This window comes from Oleiphilus sp. HI0066 (assembly GCF_001635725.1).
The window spans coordinates 47682-64664 of record NZ_LWFH01000224.1 but is presented as its reverse complement, the minus strand read 5'-3'; the positions used below and the strand labels follow the sequence as shown (position 1 = coordinate 64664).

Genomic DNA, 16983 nt, shown 5'->3' with positions numbered 1-16983 from the left:
ACTACCATGGGTGCAGCAGAGTCCTTTTTTAAAGATCAATCTATGGTTTTGTCCGACGAGGAGGCCACTAAATTAGTAGATTGCTTTGTACGGCATAATGATCTAACCAGTCTAATAAAAATTTCTGAAGGAATTGATGTAGGTTCTTTGCTCCATATAGTAAATAAACTTAAGAATGAGGAGTGTCTCGATGAAGCGAAAGCAGTTTATGTTTCAGGGAAAATAAGGGATGCTTCAATTCGCTCGCAATCTCTCGATAAGTTTTTTGGAATTACAGAAGAGAAGGTCAAACTAAAAGTTGTCGAAAAATTAGACTTTGGCTCAGTTACTGAGCTGGCCCGACATCGAGAAGATTCTACTACGTTTGAGGATGTGGTTGGGCTCAGCCAAGTAAAAAAACAAGTTCACAAGAAAATTATTTTACCCTTTCAGAAACCTTCTTTGTTCCAGCGTTTCAAGAAGAAGGTGGGTGGCGGAGTTTTGCTCTATGGTCCACCTGGATGCGGCAAAACCCTTCTTGCTCGAGCAACGGCAGGGCAATGCAATGCTTCCTTTTTCAATGTCGAGATTTCAGATGTCCTTGATATGTATATTGGAGAGTCTGAGCAGAAACTTCATGCAATTTTCGAAAAAGCGCGTGCAGAAGCTCCAAGTGTTTTGTTCTTTGATGAGTTGGAAGCGCTTGCGGGTAAAAGGGAGCACGCTAGAAACAGTTCAACGAGCAACACCGTTAGTCAATTCTTAACTGAGCTGGATGGATTTTCGCAAAACAATGATGGAGTTTTAGTCCTCGCATCCACTAACGTGCCCTGGTCGATCGATTCCGCCTTTCTAAGGCCTGGTCGTTTTGATCGAATGTTCTTTGTGCCGCCACCTGATAAAGAAGCTAGGCAGTCGATTCTAGAGCACCATATGAAAGAAAGGCCATCATTGCCCGATATCGACTACAAAGGCTTAGCAACGAAAACACCTGGTTATTCAGGTGCAGACTTAGCTAATTTAGTGGATATGGCTGCAGATGAAGCAATCGAGGAGTCTATAGAGTCAGGTAAAGAGGTATCGATATCTTCAAATCATTTTAAAGAGGCATTGGGAGATAGCAGGGCTACCACGACGGAATGGTTAACAACTGCGCGCAATTATGCTCGTTACGCCAATGATGGCGGGCGATACGATGATGTTCTGGAGTTTTTGAAGAAGCATGGAAAGTAAGATGCAATCCTATCAGATAATTGATGAGCCCAAGCCTCGAGCTTATGAAAATTTGGTTGCAGATCCTTTGGCGATATTTTTCGTTTGTATGTTTGTTCCGTTTCTGTGGGTGCCTCCTTTACTTGGGAAATATTGGATACCGCCCGTTTGGTTGTTGCTGAATAGTTTCTTTATGGGTAGTCCAACCTTCAAGAAAGAACTATTAATCGTTGTGCTCGGGATTATAGGTTTATTCTCTTTGTTTTTTGGTTTTGGAGTACTAGCAAATCTAAATGGTCAAGAGGTGTTCAAAGAGCAGTTTGGGCCTTATTTGAGAGTGTTGGCGCAAGCTGGGTTCTTTTTTACGCTTTATCTATTAGTTAGTAAGCAAGCTAGGCCGTACGAAATTCATAAGTATCTGAAGGAACAGGCGGCAAACTAATGAATGATTACAAAATTGAAGCCGCATGGCGATACTACCATCAAGGATTGCATGATCTCGCAATTGATGCTCTGAAAGAGGTCCTGGCTGACGATCCGAGCGATGCCTTTGGACATGCGCTATTAGCGGCCAATCTTCTGTCAAAAGGTCGACTTCATGCTTCAGAATACGAGCTAAAAATTGCATTGGGAATAGACCCTAATATTAGCTTTTTTTATCTTGTATATGCGCGCATAAGCATAATTAAGAAAAAGCCCAAGATGGCAATTGAATACTGTGATCAAGCATTGGGTTTGGATATAGAAAGTACTGAAGCTCACTTGTTAAAAAGTGAAGTCTTAATGCAGCTTGGGAATAGGAAGGAAGCTCTGCAATGTATTCATTCAGCTGCGAACATAGACCCTGATTCTGCAAGAGTATCGATCGTATTTGGAGAATACTTTTTAGCTGTCGGCGAGCTTAAGAAAGCAAATGGCTATGCGTTAGAGGCTTTAGCTATGCATGCGCAGGATGAAGACGCAAACCTGTTGATGGGAAAAATAGCTCTAGCAAATGGGTGTATAGAAGATGCTGAATATCACGCAAAATTTGTGATTCTACATAATCCCAGTTCACGAGAAGCGCTGACCTTATTGGGAAACATCAAGATGAGGAAGAACTTTTTCCTGGGGTTTTGGTGGAGATTCAATTCCAAATTATCGGCATTAACACAGATCGAAGGGTGTCTCGTTCTAATTTTTGCTTACTTGCTATTTAATCTGTTATCTCTTGTTGTGGGTGATATTGGATATCCTAGAGCTTCCTTCTGGATATCTATTTCTTGGTTGTTGATAGTTGCGTATTCATGGATTGGTATTCCCTTCTACCAAAAAACTCTTAGAAAAGAACTTGAAACATTTTCTTTCAATAGAGAGTTCTAAGGCGAAGGTCTATATTTTGGGGGCTGTGAGCCCAAGTTGTATATAAATGGAAATTCGGATGTTTAAAAAAATAAGGGAAATCAGCGGGTTTGCTGATGTGGATTTATATTCAAAAAATAAAGAGATTAGTTTAGAGAAAAGGTCTTGGGCCTTTGGGATTGATTTGCTAGTTGTTGGCCTTTTATGGAGTTTTTGTTATCTCGTCGGCGGGGCCGTTATCGAAGCTGGTTATACGGATGCTACAGCGGACTACCTCATACCGTTATTTTACTTTTTGTTGCGAGATAGCTTGCCTAATGGTCAAAGCATAGGCAAAAAGTTGATGGATATTAGAGTTATGGACGTCGAAACCGGCTTTTCATGTGACCTTATTCAGTCTTTCTTCCGGAATAGTCTAGGAGTCACATTATTCGTTGTGGACATCTTATATACGCATAAACAGTTTGGTTCCAAAGTAGGTGATATTTGGTCTCGCACAATTGTCACGACAACCAGATGAATAAGCCAATAACATCTATTCTACTCACGCTTATATAGAACGTTGAAAATAAAAGTCAGTTAGATCTGTTCTATAAACAAGAGTGGTTAGTCATGCCTCCTAAATTGCGGAATAGTTAAAGTCGGCTCTTGTCTAATCCTTTCCTTATCAATACCTCTATTTTTCTCCAATCTCTCTATGCCACTGAATGTTTTGCTGATGCTGGAGCACAATCTTGATGTTGAAAGTTATTTGTTTAAGCGAGTTTTTTGGTAGCACCACAGTAGCACCTGAAGTACACATATTTGTTGGCCGTTACCAAACGCAAGGCAAAAAAAAGGGCTTCCTAAAAGGAAGCCCGAAAGTTTTATAACAACTAGTTATTTTTTAGGGAGTTTTCCCTGATTTTCTCTACATGCCTATTGTTTTAATTAGATAATAAAAACAATAGGTTAGGTTTATATTTGGGTTTCTTTAGATTACTATCGTTTTCTCTCTAGGGTAGCACCACGGTAGCACCAGATATGACAATGAAGCTTAAATTTACCAAAGCACTAGTCTCTGCATTGGAGGCTGAGGAAGGTAAGGCACGAACCTATTACTATGATTCTGCTTTGCCGGGCTTGGTTCTATCCATTACGAAAAACGGCGTTAAGTCATATATCGCTTATAGGAAGGTAAAAGGCAAACCTGTTCGCGTCACGCTCGGACGGCACCCAGATTTAACGGTTGAGCAAGCGCGTAAAAAGGCACAGAAAGCAATCGCAGAGATGGTTGATGGGGTAAATCCTATTCATAAGGCGCGAGCCGAACAGAAATCCAAGTTAACCTTGCGTGAAGTGTATGCGGACTATCTAAAGTATCGGGGCTCTAAGTTAAAGGCATCTACGATAGCGCAGTATGAGAATGCGCTTGATAAGCACTTTGTTGATTGGGCTGATAGTCCAATGGTCGAAATTACACGCGATAAGGTCAGTGAACGGCACCTCCAGATAAGCAAAAAGTCCCCTTCTGCTGCCAACAAGGTAATGAAGATACTCGGGGCGCTGTTTAATTTCGCCAATGGTCAGTATGAAAAAGGGAATGGTGAAAGCATGTTCTCTGATAACCCTGTTAAGCGCTTATCGCATACGCGCACTTGGAATAAAGATGTAGTGCGAGAGAATAAAATTGAAACCTCTGATATGAAGGATTGGTTTGCCGCAATGCGAGCCCTAACCGAGTCCTCTTTTTACGGCCAGAGAGCTGCTGGTTTTTATTTCCAGCTTGTTTTACTGCATGGGGTTCGTCGTAGGGAAATGGCGAAGCTTAAAATTGAGGATATCAACTTCAAACAAAAGACGTTCACGATTCAGGAAACGAAAAGTGGAAGACCATTAACACTGCCATTAACAGATCACGCAAGAGACTTGTTTAAGGGGCAAATTAAACGGCGTAAGAAAGGCTATGTGTTCGCGAGCGAGCGCTCAAAACATGGCTATATTGATTCGTTTAACTACTTAATGGATAAAGTGATCGAGGAAACAGGAATACAGTTTACCTATCACGATTTACGAAGAACCTTTACAACGGTTGCCGAAAGCTTAGATATCTCTCAGTACGCACTTAAAAGCTTGGTTAATCACTCAACATCGGGTGATATTACCGCGCGCTATGTCATTGCCGATGTAGAGCGTTTGAGAGAGCCTTTGGAGAAAATTCAAGCGTTTATGTTAGATAAAGCTCTAGATTAAAATGTAGAGTGATTATGCAGGGACGTAGACCCGTGTTAAAAAACGCCCCCGTTCTCAAAAACTCTCTACTTTTTATTTGCTTTAGGGTAAAAAACTTGCTGCTTCCTGATATTTGTCGAATAGGAACGCAACTCTATTAGCTTCGCTCTTAAACTTTTTCTTAGTGTAAAGAGCGTCTACGGATTTATCTAGTTCTTGATGGGCTTTAAACAGATCAGCAGGCATTGTTAACGGATCATAAAGATCTTCCAGTGAATCGCCAATATATTTTGATCGCGTATCTAAAATAGTTCGAGCCTTATTTTCGACGTTTGAAATTTGTTTGTCTGTCGGGTTAATTGGGAATGGAAAATTATTGAATACTATTTTAATAGAGTATTGGTAATCACTTTTCATTCGTCCTGCTACTGATCTCATCCAAGCCATATGCATCGTGGATTGAACTAGTCCAAATTCATATAGTGAACCGTTAGGGATGAATTGAACTGTGTTATTGAGAATAACATCATGATCGACAAAAGATATTGGCGCATAGAGCCTTCTTTCGGAAGAAACTTTTGGTATTGCTATAGAGTCTCCTGTATCACTTAATCTAATCTCTCCGAATAAGTAAGGTGTACTTGCTTTTTTAACTGTTTGATCCTTAGGGCTATTCAAGCGAAATTGTTTAACCTTGTTGATTCTGTCCACAACCAATGGCATTTTCTTTATTTCACTTGGATGTGCATTTTTAAGCCATAAGCACCATCTATCACGGCCAGCAATTAGGTCTTTTCCTCCGCGCAATCGTCTAAAGTACTTGGCAGAATTTGGCTCCTTATTTAAGAACTCAATTTTTTCTTCTTCTGTGAAGGTGAGGTGTCCATCATCTGTTGCTTCGCAACCTTTAACAATGGGCTTAACGTTACTTATGGGTTTTGTTCGATTTTCTATAAGAATGTTCGATGCATCGACCAAATAACAGTTAATTTTCTTTGCATTAATTTTGTGCGGTAGCCCTTTTACATCATCGTATTCGAATATATATTTCTTCGTATTGGCATGAATCTTCTTACTAAAGCCGATAATGACGCAATGAACTGCGGCCTTTCCCTTCGCTTCATTTTTCCAGTTAAAGGTTCTATGGGCAAAATTGAGTTCAATATTTTTAGAAAACATCCAACTCCATAATACCGGAGCTTGTTCTCCTTGTGTGATGCTGTTTGTAGACACAAATGCGCAATTTATTGGGTGGTTTTTGATGTAATCAACAGATTTAAAATACCACCCAGTTACAAAGTCCAGATTACCTCCGCCCTTTAGATCTTTGGTTAATTTTTTAAGACTTGTCTTCTGGTCTGAGTTTTGTTCTTTCTTACCTAGAAAGGGAGGGTTGCCCATTATAAAACTTAAACTATCTGCATTAATGACATCGTTCCAGTCGATCTCTAAGGCGTTGTCACAAACGATCGCTCCGCTAGAGCTTAAAGGTATGCGGGTAAAGTATGTGCCGAACTCTTCGGAAACCAATAAATTCATCTGGTGATCCATTAGCCAAAGTGCAACTTGTGCAATTTGAGCTGGAAATTCTTCAAGTTCAATTCCAAAGAATTGATCAACATCTACCTGTATCATTTGATTGATGTCTAGAGACATTTGGCCACCTTTATTGGCAGCTCGAAGCACTTCAAGTTCAAGAAGTCTTAGTTCCCTGTAAGCAATGACTAGGAAGTTCCCACACCCGCATGCAGGATCAAGAAAGGTTAATGACCGAAGCTTCTGATGAAACTGAGCGAGTTTATTTTTGTTTCCTTTTATCCTAAGAAATTCATCGCGTAATTCATCTAGAAAAAGTGGATTAATGGCTTTTAGAATGTTTTCTTCACTGGTGTAATGCGCCCCAAGATTTCTTCGAGCATGTTTATCCATTATTGACTGGAATAACGAGCCAAATATGGCTGGTGAAATACGACTCCAGTCTAGTGAGCAGCAGTCAAGAAGTGCCTGTCTCATCTTAGAGTCAAAACCTGCGGGAGGAAGTATTTCTTCAAAAAGCTTTCCGTTTATATATGGAAAAGCGGCTAATTGTTCATCTCTATTTTTTAATCTTTTTGATTCTGGTGTGTTTAATACATGGAATAGAGTGGCAAGGTGGCCTGCCAAGTCTGAACCATCATTGCATGTCCTTTGCGTGATATAGTTTTTAAATTCTTGTCTATCAAATATCCCAGTATCTTCAGCAAATACACAGAATAGTAATCTGACTAAATATACTTCCAGTTCGTGACCGTCATAGCCTACGGCTTTCATTTGGTCATGTAACTCGCCCATCAGCTCAGCTGCTTTAATGTTTACAGGGTCTTGGTTTTGTATGACTCCCGTTTCATAGCCGGCAATAAAGCCAAATAGGTTAATATTTTGATGTAGCTCACTGAGATTGAATTCGAACTGGGAGCCGTTATCCAGATCGTATAATCGGAAGCGCTCGAAATCTGAGACAATGACGTATTGGGGCAAGTCTTTTTCTTCTATTCCTTCAAAATAATCTAGGGCTTGCTTGTGGGCTCTATCTAAGTCTTTACCTTTAGATTTATGTTCAATCAGAAGAGTGCCTTTCCATAGAAGATCAATAAAACCATCTTTGCCGTCGATCTTTTTTACGTGTTTTTCAAAACTAGCGACTCTTCTTCGAGTTACGCCAAAAACATTAAAAAAATCATCCCAGAAAGATTTTGCTTCTGCGCTTTCTGAGGACTCAGTCTCCCAATCTTTGGAAAATTGTGTAGCGCGAGATCGAATTTCATTCCAGCTTAGAGGCATTTATGATTTTCCTTATCATTCATTATTTAAGAGAGGATTATATAAACTGATTAAGTTGAGGATATATAGGAAATGAAAATTTGTTGTTTAGGGTTTATATATTTGCTCAATTTAGATTAACTTTTTGTTATTTTGAACCTATAGGTTCTCGGCCTCTTCACCCCATTACATCCACGAAGAAAAATTTATACCTTTGCTCCCGAAATGTTCATCAACTGAAAACAACGTGGAGTAAATTTTATGAGTAACGAGAAACTATTAACCCCTAAACAGGTATCTGAAATATTGGGTGTGAGTGAGCAGACCTTGGCTATATGGCGCTGTCAAAAACGCTATCCATTAGCGTATGTGAAGGTGGGGCGTTATGTACGCTATCGACAAGATGATGTTTCGTCTTTCTTAGCCGATAACACCTTTGAAGCGTAGGGGGGGATTGTATGTATGATGGCAACCACGAACCTATCCCTAGTTATGAAGGCTATCCTGAACTTGATCAGCAAGTGCGCTATGAGAATCCGTTTAGGTCGGTATGTGTGAATGACTTTATGGCGGAGAATATTCCGCCTAGACAGTGCATTCTAGCGCCTTGGCTACCAGAGCAAGGTCTCGCAATGATTTATGCGCCGAGAGGCATAGGTAAGACATTCTTTTCATTGAACATAGCGCATGCAGTCGCTACGGGAACAAGCTTTTTAGGGTGGGAGGTAAAGCAGCCTACCCCAGTCTTGTACATCGATGGGGAGATGGCGCAAGCAGACTTGCAGGAACGCTTTAAGGGGATATCGCAAGGCAAGCCGCCAATACCCAAAGATTATTTCCATGTGCTTACGCCAGATAGGCAGCCAAAAGGGATGCCTAACCTGTCAAATCCGGCTTCTCATATTCTTTTGCAGCCAATGGTGGAGGAGGCGAAGCTAATTATCGTAGATAACATCTCGACTCTCTGCCGAGGCGGTAATGAAAATGACGCTGAAAGCTGGGATATCGTCCAGAACTGGGCTTTGGGGTTGAAAGCGCAGGGTCGCTCGGTGTTGTTCATTCACCATGCTGGCAAAGGTGGAGGGCAGCGTGGCACTAGTAAGCGTGAAGATGTGCTGGACTCCGTTATTAATTTAAAGCGTCCATCGGATTACGAGGCTAAAGAAGGGGCAAGGTTTGAAGTACATTTTGAGAAGGCCAGAGGATTTTCGGGTGCAGAATCGGAACCGTTCGAGCTTAGTTTGAAGGAGGAGGGAGGAAGCTATAGCTGGGAGCAAAAAAGCTTAGACGATTCTACTTATCATAAGGTTATTAAGCTGGTTCGGGAGTCAGGCCTTAGTCAGGCGGATATTGCCAAAGAGGTGGGGGTGAACAAGTCCACAGTATGCCGCCATATCAAAACGGCTAAAGATAATGGGGTGCTATAGGTTATCTACTCGGTTCTCCAACCGAAAACGAACCGAGCTAGAACCGAAAGTACAACCGTGCTTAGAACCAAAACAGAGGCTAACGCGAACCGAAGTGAACAGAGAAAGTATCGGTTGTGATAACCGAGAGTTCTGCTTCGTTTTAGGTTGTTGCACGGTTGCACCCTATAGGTGCGCAACCGTGCAACAACCTGTAGAGTCTACTTTTTATTGGTATAGAACCGGCACCGAGTGTGAGTTGCCGCAGTGAGGGCATGTTGAATCGCCAGTATAGTATTGGTCACACTTCAAGCAATGCCGATTAGGTTTTTTGTTAGTAGGGCTAAGACTTGTTGTGTGATATTGACTTTCATTCTGTAAGTGATTTTTGTTGCTAGGGATATGTGTTAATGCAAAGCGTTGTTCAATGTGTACCATAAACTGGCGTTCTTCCTCAGCTTGTTTCCACTTATCCATCTCGTAATCGTATTTCAATTGAGCTTTAACGTGTCCTTCATTTGGGTGATATAGCCAATATTTATTCTCAGAGCTTTCATGCATAAAGTGTAAAAGTAGTTCAGTCAGAGTTAGATCATTATCTTGTGAATAGTACTTATGCCTAACCCATGTGATATCAATTTCTAAAAGTGCGCTTGATTTAGACTTTGGATTTTCCGGTCTTACTCTTTCAGGGTACGAAATGAACACTAAGATTTCGTAGTCGCCAATTTGGCTAACTAGGTCAGTGTGATCCGACTTTTTAAATGATAGGGATGAAAGGGTTCTACTTTGAGTCACCTCCGCCCGTGCGGTTGTTTGCCATGTTTCCTCGCAAGTATGAGCAACGTAATAAGCCGGAGTACAAAGTGCGTTTACGGTGCCTTCTAGCATTATTTGCTCAAGATATTGTCTACAGCAAACCTCGAAAGAAAGTTCGCACTCTTTCTCTGGTGGGGTCTCAGGATTGGGGTCATGAGAAAAGTGCCATTCTTTCTTCGCTCCTTTTCGTGCTAGCACGGGTTGCTTACAGCTGGGGCAAACACAATTGCACTTCCTACCGCTAGGTACTTGGCTTACCTCGACGTAGCGATTCTCAGGATTAATGGCGAAGGGAATTAGGGTCATTTAACAAATTAAAATTTAAAACCATACTTCATTTCGCGTTCTTGGAAGGCTATTACTCCACCTTCTAAGATCTCGCAAACGTGCTCTCTAATTCCTTTCTTATAAAGTACTCCGTCTTTTTCTGGTGATATGAACGAGTGTTCAATTGCTCCCGCACAGTATTCGAATTTATGTTTTTTATTTTCTTTGTCAGGAACTTGCCCGCTTTGGTTAGCTACTACCACACATTCTGAATCAGATGCGACAACAAGGTTAGCATTATGAGTGACTATTATGATCTGTCTTTTGTTTTTGCGTTGCCTAATATAGCCTTTTAAGAGGTCATAAATGGTTCGGTTATCTAGATTGTCTTCAGGCTGGTCAATCAATATAGGGTGGGTGGCGTTACTGAGGTGCAAAAGAAGGTTTAGTAATACGAGCCCTCGTTTGCCTGGTGACATATGCGCAATTTCATCACCGTTATAATTAACGATGTAGTTGAATTCGAAGCAGTTGCTAAAAAGTCGTTTCGTAGCAATTTCTAGCGATACTCCTTTTTTTAGAGTAGGTGCGTCTACTTTGCTCTTTATTGTGCTAAAAGCTTTTTCAATGGATTGGTTGTATGTATCTTTGCGGAAAATAGGAAATCCGCTTTCATCGAAAAGGTCAGGGAAAAGTTTTTCTAAATTTGTACGACGATCGAAGGATTTAATAAATTCATTGAATTTATCTGTGTTAATGCCCAAATCGCCTTTGATCCCAATTCCTTCATCTAGTTGGTAGTCTGTTTTTGTAAGTTCATTTGAAATATTTAGATAGCATTCTGTAAGCTGCTTGTGGTGATTGACTATTTGTTCGTAGACTTCTTTTCCGCGAGCATTTATAGATTGTATATGCTGTTCAATTCCCAATATCTGGTTGAGTTTCTCCTTTTCAATAGACTGTGTTTTATTTAGAGCGGCAAGAGCCTCTTGATCTTTAACTTTGTTAGATAGTGGCGTAAGTCGATTAGCTACTGCTTGGATTTCTTTATCAAGTTTTTGGATTAGTTCAGGTGTTTTAGCTGCTCTTGTTTTAGCGAAAACAGAGGAGTTATGCAGGGCAGTAGTTAGTTCTACTCTTGCGTTATCTAATATTTTAGAGACAAATTTTGAATTGAATTCTGATGGTAATTTTGAGTTGGCATTCAGTTTTAGAGAGTCAAAAATACTAGAGCTTTGGTCATTAAACAGTGCAGCCATTATATTAGATGTATGATAAAGCTTTTGGAGGGTTTCTTTTCTCTCATTTAGCGTACTTAGCCTTTTGGTAAGGTGTTGATAGAGCTCGTTTTCAGTTTCTGAGAAACCAGACTTTTCTTGTAGTGTTTTTATTTGAAGCTCTAGGCGAGTGGATTCTTTCTCAATCGCCTTTTTCTCACCAATTCGAGATTTTTCAGCTATTTGATTTTCATACTCGGAACGTAACAAGAAATATTCGCTAATGGAGTTTGATAGTTCTAACTCCAATTTTGCTATTCTGGTCTCGGACGAAGTAATAAACTCTTTGAATTTATCGTTTTGGCAGAGTATTGATTTCACGAGTTCATTTAGATGATCTTTTCCATCGTTCTCTGCGAGTTGATTTATATACAGCTGCGGAATGTATGTAATAGGCTTTGTGTTTTCTAACTCATTTAACTTACTGATATCGCCATTATCCCAAGTAACTTCGAAATCAAATTTAGGTGATCTCGCTAAATGCTCATATGTTGAGGAGTTAGAAATGGAGGAAACATCTTTGACGGCTTCATGGTTAATTGCTTTGGCAATATGATGAAGTAATAAAGATTTTCCTGACGATTTCCCACCAATAATTGATGTTAAATCTTTGCTTATAGGGATGTCGGCTAAGCTAAATTCCGGTTGCTCTCGACCGTCAATGAATTTGACTGCCTTAATGGTTTGGTATTCGCTTTTGGATTGAGGTGAGTTGTGCTGTATTCTCACTCGGGATTCTGGGTCGTACACTACTTGCTTTAGGCCGCGGAAAGATAATTCTGCCTTGATCCACGTTAGCCTATTCTCATCAGGCTCTAAGAGCTTTTCTAAATCATGCGCATCTGAACCCCATAGGCAGGGTTTTTTTGTGCCAAATTCTTGTATGAATTCATCTTGAGAATCGTGAAACTCTCCTTGCATGAACCTAACAGTGCCGGGATTAGCGGTGAACATGAAGTGGGCTTGTTTAATTAGGTTTTTCCGGCTCGCATGGCCGGAAGAACTCCAAGACACTCTACTTAAGTCCTCATCTGGATTTATTCCGAGTAGATATTTGTCTGCAAAAAGAGGGTGGCCTAGGGTTTTTAATATATTAGACTCATCCACGCCTGCATTCATCATCCCTATATAAAGGTCGCTGCGTCCGCTATCTCGAAAGGCGCTATGTTCCTCTTTTAACGCCTTTCCGTAATTTTCCAAGTTGGTCTTGGTAAGTGGCATTTGGTGTGCCGGCGAACCAGTTTCTGCATAACTGTCAAAGGTTACCTGTTGTAAGAAGTTGGTTTGAATTTCTTCAATCGAAAGTTCGTCAGATAAGATTACGTGAAAGTTGAGTTTTCTATTGAGGCTACTTAATTCTCGAGCGTTTCCGGTGATAAATTTGCTAAGCCTAAACTCAATATTGGGGACTATCAGCATGTTCTTGATATGGCTGATTTCATCTTCACTAAACAAAGATCGCAATTTCTCGTCATTGCCCAAGTAGTCTTTTCTGAGCTTTGTGTAGCCGTCGATTGAAAAGTAATCAGTTATTCCAACTGCGAAAATTTGTTCTTGGTATGCCTTTTTGAATAGTGTTTGGACATATGTGTCCCAATCGGTATTGAACTGATTGTTTAGTATAGATTCAGGCGTGTGGACGTGTAGGTCCCATTTGTTCCATTCGGAGCCTCGGTGCAACAACTTATTATCCTTGTCGTTTATTGTATTTGGATCTAAGTATCTAGTTTATTGGGACTACTGTAAATAAAGATGATCTGAATATCGAGGTGCAATAAGGTAGCACCATGGTAGCACCAGAAGTAAGTGCTTGGTGAGGTGGAATATAAGTTATTGAAAAAAAAGAGGCTTTCCAAAGGAAAGCCTTAAAGTTTTATAACAACTAGGGATTTGGGAAATGACATTGGAGAGGTGTTAGCGCGCCGTCATTTCCCTTGCGCTATATTTTTAACCCTAGCTTAGTTTTGGTCGTTTGCGTGGCGGGTAACGAAAAACACCTGAAATTCAATAATCTCGTTACATAAGACAACAACTGTTAATAGGTAAATAAATGTTAAGCTATAAAAAACAATCATTTACCTTGCAAAAGCTAGAATGTGCTTTATATTTATTACGTAAGCTAAAAATTGGCGAAGGTCATTAACGAGTTCTACCAAGCTCCAGACCTTACAGACCGATCGGCTACAAACTATAAAATTAAGCCACACAAAGTGGCGCAGTAATGACAACTAAATAGCTTTACCGTGCGGGTAAAAAGGTATCACTATGTCTCAGCAAGCCAATGGGCCTATCGCTGCGTGTTCGAGCGAGTCTCCGGCCAACTTACGTAATAATGTTCGACAGCAACTCAGCGCAGATGTAGACGCGTTTTTGAGTAAAGGTGGCGCAGTTAGCCAGATTGCTGACAATGTACGAGCAGATCCTCCTAAAAAACCAACAATGAATTATGGCTCTGCCCCAATTTAGGGCTTAGCCAGTAGTAAGCAGTAGTGTAGTAAGAAGTAAGTAGATTTCAGTCCGGCTTTAGGTAAGAAGTAGTATCCATGTGAGCGCGTTTATACGCGCTTTTTTTATGCGTGCTTGCAAAGCACTGCCTTTGTGCGCATAATCACCCTCCCAAATGAGAAGCAATTCTCCTTTTTAGTGTGACGCTGTTGATTAGAAAGCATAAGAATGACGGCAGCGAAAACGCAAACGTGTAGACAGGATGTTGCTAAACGCGTGTTATAAGAGGTTGTAAGTAGTAGATGTTGGTTGAGATGTACAATATAGCAATGGCCGCGACCATGGCAATTGCTGGGCTGTTATTGACGCGGGACTATGTAAGGTTCCTTCAAAGTACGCACAAAATGAATGCACTTGTTAAAAGCGTTCAACATGTCTTTTCACCATCCTCTCATCGTGGAACGACCAAAAGTGGTTACTACCCTGTTCTAGAATATAGAAGTGAAGACGGCCCTGTAAGCTTCACTTGTATCGACCCTGAAGCGGCTGATCGCTTCCATATTGGCGACAAAATTAAGCTTCACGTATCTAAGTCACGCAGAAGTCACTCGCGTAATTGCCGTACTTTTGTCGCATTAAGTTTGATGTTGAGCCTGCTTGTTAGCGGTATGTTGATTTCAGCACTTGTTCCTGATTCAGGCATCGGTTTGATGCACATTATTATTGCGTCGTTCGTTGTTGCAGTTTGCTTATTTGTGATCGTTCGTTTTAAACGAGAGCAAGACGAAACAGAGAACCTACAAACGCTTGATATTGAAAACGGTGACGTGCGCTATTGTTTGCGTGAGCCAACGGCTTTCAACCAATGGCGTAAGAGTTTCTATGACCGAAAGCAAGCTGTTCGTGTTCGTATGTCGCAAGCTTTCGGTGCATGTTGTTTTGTGGCTTCCGGCAGTATTGTCGTAGGGGCAATTCTACCGAGTATTATCTAAGCACCTCGACGCCATTGGTGGAATCGTTCTACCAGCTTTAGAGTGCTCGGTTTAACGCTAGCGCGTTTCCATTCTCCGGCTAAGTATTTATTCGATTCCGCTAGGGTAGGATAAATATGGATCGTTCCCAGAAGTTTGTTTAAGCCAAGATTATGCTTCATGCCCGTCACGAACTCGGTGATCAAGTCGCCAGCATGATGTCCGACAATGCAAGCGCCTAGTATTTTGTCTTTGCCTTTTTCTGTCAGCACTTTTACTTGACCATAATCGACGCTATCGGCAATGGCGCGATCTAAGTCATCAATCCCGTAGCGGTGCACGTCATATTCGATGTTAGCTTGTTTTGCTTCATCTTCGCTTAAGCCTACTCGCGCGATTTCAGGGTCGGTGAAGGTCGCCCAAGGAATCACGCGATAATCTGCTTTAAAGCGTTTCAGTGTGCCAAATAGGGCGTTCACCGATGCATACCATGCTTGATGCGAAGCTGCATGCGTAAGCTGATAAGGACCAGCAACATCACCGCAGGCATAGATGTTTGGATATTTAGTTTGAAGATATTCGTTGACCTCAATCGTGCTGTTTTCTGAATTTTCGATACCTAGTTCTTCAAGACCAAAACCTCGGGTATTCGCTGTACGACCAACAGCAAACAACACGCAGTCAAATTCGATCTCTTTGGATTGTTCGCCAGCGTCGAGAACGAGTAGCTGCTGCGAGCTATCAGTAGTGTCTTTAGCGCGGACAACAGAATGGCCAAGTAAAATATTCATGCCTTCATCGCGCATTTTCGCCAGTACGAGCGAAGACATATCTTCATCTTCTTTTGGCAATAGGCGCATGTCGCGACCTACCAAGGTGACGTTCACACCTAAACGATGGAAGCTTTGAGCGAGTTCGCAGCCGATCGGGCCTGTTCCAACGACAACCATAGATTTTGGTGGTGTACGAAGATTCCAAATCGTATCTGAATTGTATGCCAGTTCAGTATTGAGCCCTTCGATAGTTGGCATGGTCGGACGAGCGCCCGTCGCAATGACGATATTTTGAGCGGCAATTGTTTCGCCGTTTACCTCAACACGCCAGGGATCAAGAATTTTGGCGCTGCCTGTAATGCAGTTCACTCCCAGATCGGTATAGCGCTCGATGGAATCATGAGGTTCAATTTTCTTGATAACTTCTTGCACGCGTTCCATGACAGCTTCAAAGTTAACGCTCGTGTTTTCTACATTCACGCCGTAGGTGTTTGCGGTATCGACGTAATGCTTGATCTTCGCCGATCGAATCAATGCTTTGCTCGGTACACATCCTGTATTCAGACAATCTCCACCCATTTTATGGCGCTCGATAAGATCGACTTTGGCTTTTGTTGCCGCAGCAATATAAGAGCTTACTAAACCGGCAGCACCTGCACCGATTACTACCATGTTTGAGTCAAAGCTCTTTGGCTTATCGTACTCGCTGTAAACGCGTTGGGCCTTAATACGTTCCAGTGCGCGTTTGGCGACAAACGGGAATATGCCTAAGGCAGCAAAGGACAATAAAATTGCAGGAGATGCGATGCCTGATAACGAATCTAATTCTGCTAACTGTGTTCCCGCATTCACGTAGACAAATGTGCCCGGCAACATACCTAGCTGGCTCACCCAAAAGTAGCGGCGCAATGGAAAGTTTGTCAGCCCCATTAGTAAGTTGACTGCGACAAATGGAAAGATGGGTACGAGGCGCAAACCGAATAGATAAAATGCCCCTTCTTTATCAATGCCTTCATTGATTTTACTGAAGCTAGATTGAAAACGTTGCTGTACCGAATCGCGGAACAGAGTTCTCGCCATTAAGAACGCGATACTTGCGCCTATTGTGCTAGCAAATGAGACGAGCAATAGCCCTTGCACGAGCCCAAAGATTGCACCTGCTGCGAGTGTAATCAGTGTGGCTGCTGGGAGTGACAGCGCGGTGACCGCGACATAGATTAGGAAGAAAATTACGGCAGCTTTAAAAGGCTCGTTAGCTTGATAATCAAGTAGAGCGTCGCGCTGCGCTAGAAAATAATCCAGGCTTAGGTATTGATCTAAACCAAGGCTGTAAAACACGACAAAAGCAGCCGCGATGGAAATAATGAGAATGAGTTTTTTGACCGACATGAAATGCTCTTACTTAGTGGATGCTCAGCGAGATAAGACTTACTATAATCAGCTTAGTTCAATAGGCATAGCCCTATCACCGATTACCTAGTTT

Annotated in this window: 13 protein-coding genes; 9 read left to right on the top strand and 4 right to left on the bottom strand. The window is 41.5% G+C overall.

Going from position 1 to position 16983, the window contains the following annotated elements; all coding sequences use genetic code 11:
- The 5 genes from A3738_RS03670 to A3738_RS03650 form a co-directional block, all read left to right on the top strand.
- On the top strand, window positions 1–1212 hold a 1212-nt coding region (locus A3738_RS03670; RefSeq protein WP_156503923.1), incomplete at its 5' end, for a 26S protease regulatory subunit.
- Window position 1213: 1 nt separating this feature from the next.
- Window positions 1214–1633 (top strand): hypothetical protein, encoded by a 420-nt coding sequence (locus A3738_RS03665; protein WP_156502642.1) that lies wholly within the window; start codon window positions 1214–1216, stop codon window positions 1631–1633.
- Entirely contained in the window at window positions 1633–2553 is a 921-nt protein-coding gene (locus tag A3738_RS03660) for a lipopolysaccharide assembly protein LapB (protein WP_068474150.1), read from the top strand. Before A3738_RS03665 ends, A3738_RS03660 begins: the two co-directional genes overlap by 1 nt.
- 58 nt (window positions 2554–2611) lie before the next feature.
- Complete coding sequence (locus A3738_RS03655) at window positions 2612–3052, top strand: RDD family protein (RefSeq protein ID WP_068502141.1); 441 nt, start codon at window positions 2612–2614, stop codon at window positions 3050–3052.
- 503 nt (window positions 3053–3555) lie between these two features.
- Entirely contained in the window at window positions 3556–4764 is a 1209-nt protein-coding gene (locus A3738_RS03650; protein ID WP_068474156.1) for an integrase family protein, read from the top strand.
- Between the two features lie 81 nt (window positions 4765–4845).
- Here the strand turns inward: A3738_RS03650 and A3738_RS03645 are convergent, their stop codons facing one another.
- Window positions 4846–7563, bottom strand: coding sequence for a DNA methyltransferase (locus A3738_RS03645; protein ID WP_068474159.1), 2718 nt, complete (start codon window positions 7561–7563; stop codon window positions 4846–4848).
- A gap of 240 nt (window positions 7564–7803) precedes the next feature.
- Between A3738_RS03645 and A3738_RS03640 the strand changes: the two genes are divergently transcribed.
- Entirely contained in the window at window positions 7804–7989 is a 186-nt protein-coding gene (locus A3738_RS03640) for a helix-turn-helix domain-containing protein (RefSeq protein ID WP_068474161.1), read from the top strand.
- A gap of 11 nt (window positions 7990–8000) precedes the next feature.
- A complete protein-coding gene (locus A3738_RS03635; RefSeq protein WP_082878603.1) occupies window positions 8001–8969 on the top strand; it encodes an AAA family ATPase in 969 nt (322 codons plus the stop codon).
- Window positions 8970–9176: 207 nt separating this feature from the next.
- Here the strand turns inward: A3738_RS03635 and A3738_RS03630 are convergent, their stop codons facing one another.
- Both A3738_RS03630 and A3738_RS03625 read right to left on the bottom strand, forming a co-directional pair.
- Complete coding sequence (locus A3738_RS03630; RefSeq protein WP_156502818.1) at window positions 9177–10073, bottom strand: competence protein CoiA family protein; 897 nt, start codon at window positions 10071–10073, stop codon at window positions 9177–9179.
- Between the two features lie 8 nt (window positions 10074–10081).
- Window positions 10082–12991, bottom strand: coding sequence for a TrlF family AAA-like ATPase (locus tag A3738_RS03625; protein WP_369819761.1), 2910 nt, complete (start codon window positions 12989–12991; stop codon window positions 10082–10084).
- A 585-nt stretch (window positions 12992–13576) separates the two neighbouring features.
- Between A3738_RS03625 and A3738_RS03620 the strand changes: the two genes are divergently transcribed.
- Together A3738_RS03620 and A3738_RS03615 are read left to right on the top strand one after the other, a co-directional pair.
- Entirely contained in the window at window positions 13577–13777 is a 201-nt protein-coding gene (locus A3738_RS03620) for a hypothetical protein (RefSeq protein WP_068479576.1), read from the top strand.
- Between the two features lie 293 nt (window positions 13778–14070).
- Window positions 14071–14748, top strand: coding sequence for a DUF3592 domain-containing protein (locus tag A3738_RS03615; protein WP_156502820.1), 678 nt, complete (start codon window positions 14071–14073; stop codon window positions 14746–14748).
- Here A3738_RS03615 and A3738_RS03610 read toward each other — a convergent pair.
- Window positions 14745–16889, bottom strand: coding sequence for an FAD-dependent oxidoreductase (locus A3738_RS03610; RefSeq protein WP_068482844.1), 2145 nt, complete (start codon window positions 16887–16889; stop codon window positions 14745–14747). The genes A3738_RS03615 and A3738_RS03610 overlap by 4 nt on opposite strands.
- Window positions 16890–16983 lie beyond the last annotated feature (94 nt).

Excerpts from the sequence above, each read along its gene's own strand:
- A3738_RS03665 (WP_156502642.1), top strand. The coding sequence starts at position 1,214 with ATGCAATCCTATCAGATAATTGATGAGCCCAAGCCTCGAGCTTATGAA.
- A3738_RS03660 (WP_068474150.1), top strand. The coding sequence starts at position 1,633 with ATGAATGATTACAAAATTGAAGCCGCATGGCGATACTACCATCAAGGA.
- A3738_RS03655 (WP_068502141.1), top strand. The coding sequence starts at position 2,612 with ATGTTTAAAAAAATAAGGGAAATCAGCGGGTTTGCTGATGTGGATTTA.
- A3738_RS03650 (WP_068474156.1), top strand. The coding sequence starts at position 3,556 with ATGACAATGAAGCTTAAATTTACCAAAGCACTAGTCTCTGCATTGGAG.
- A3738_RS03645 (WP_068474159.1), bottom strand. The coding sequence starts at position 7,563 with ATGCCTCTAAGCTGGAATGAAATTCGATCTCGCGCTACACAATTTTCC.
- A3738_RS03640 (WP_068474161.1), top strand. The coding sequence starts at position 7,804 with ATGAGTAACGAGAAACTATTAACCCCTAAACAGGTATCTGAAATATTG.
- A3738_RS03635 (WP_082878603.1), top strand. The coding sequence starts at position 8,001 with ATGTATGATGGCAACCACGAACCTATCCCTAGTTATGAAGGCTATCCT.
- A3738_RS03630 (WP_156502818.1), bottom strand. The coding sequence starts at position 10,073 with ATGACCCTAATTCCCTTCGCCATTAATCCTGAGAATCGCTACGTCGAG.
- A3738_RS03620 (WP_068479576.1), top strand. The coding sequence starts at position 13,577 with ATGTCTCAGCAAGCCAATGGGCCTATCGCTGCGTGTTCGAGCGAGTCT.
- A3738_RS03615 (WP_156502820.1), top strand. The coding sequence starts at position 14,071 with ATGTACAATATAGCAATGGCCGCGACCATGGCAATTGCTGGGCTGTTA.
- A3738_RS03610 (WP_068482844.1), bottom strand. The coding sequence starts at position 16,889 with ATGTCGGTCAAAAAACTCATTCTCATTATTTCCATCGCGGCTGCTTTT.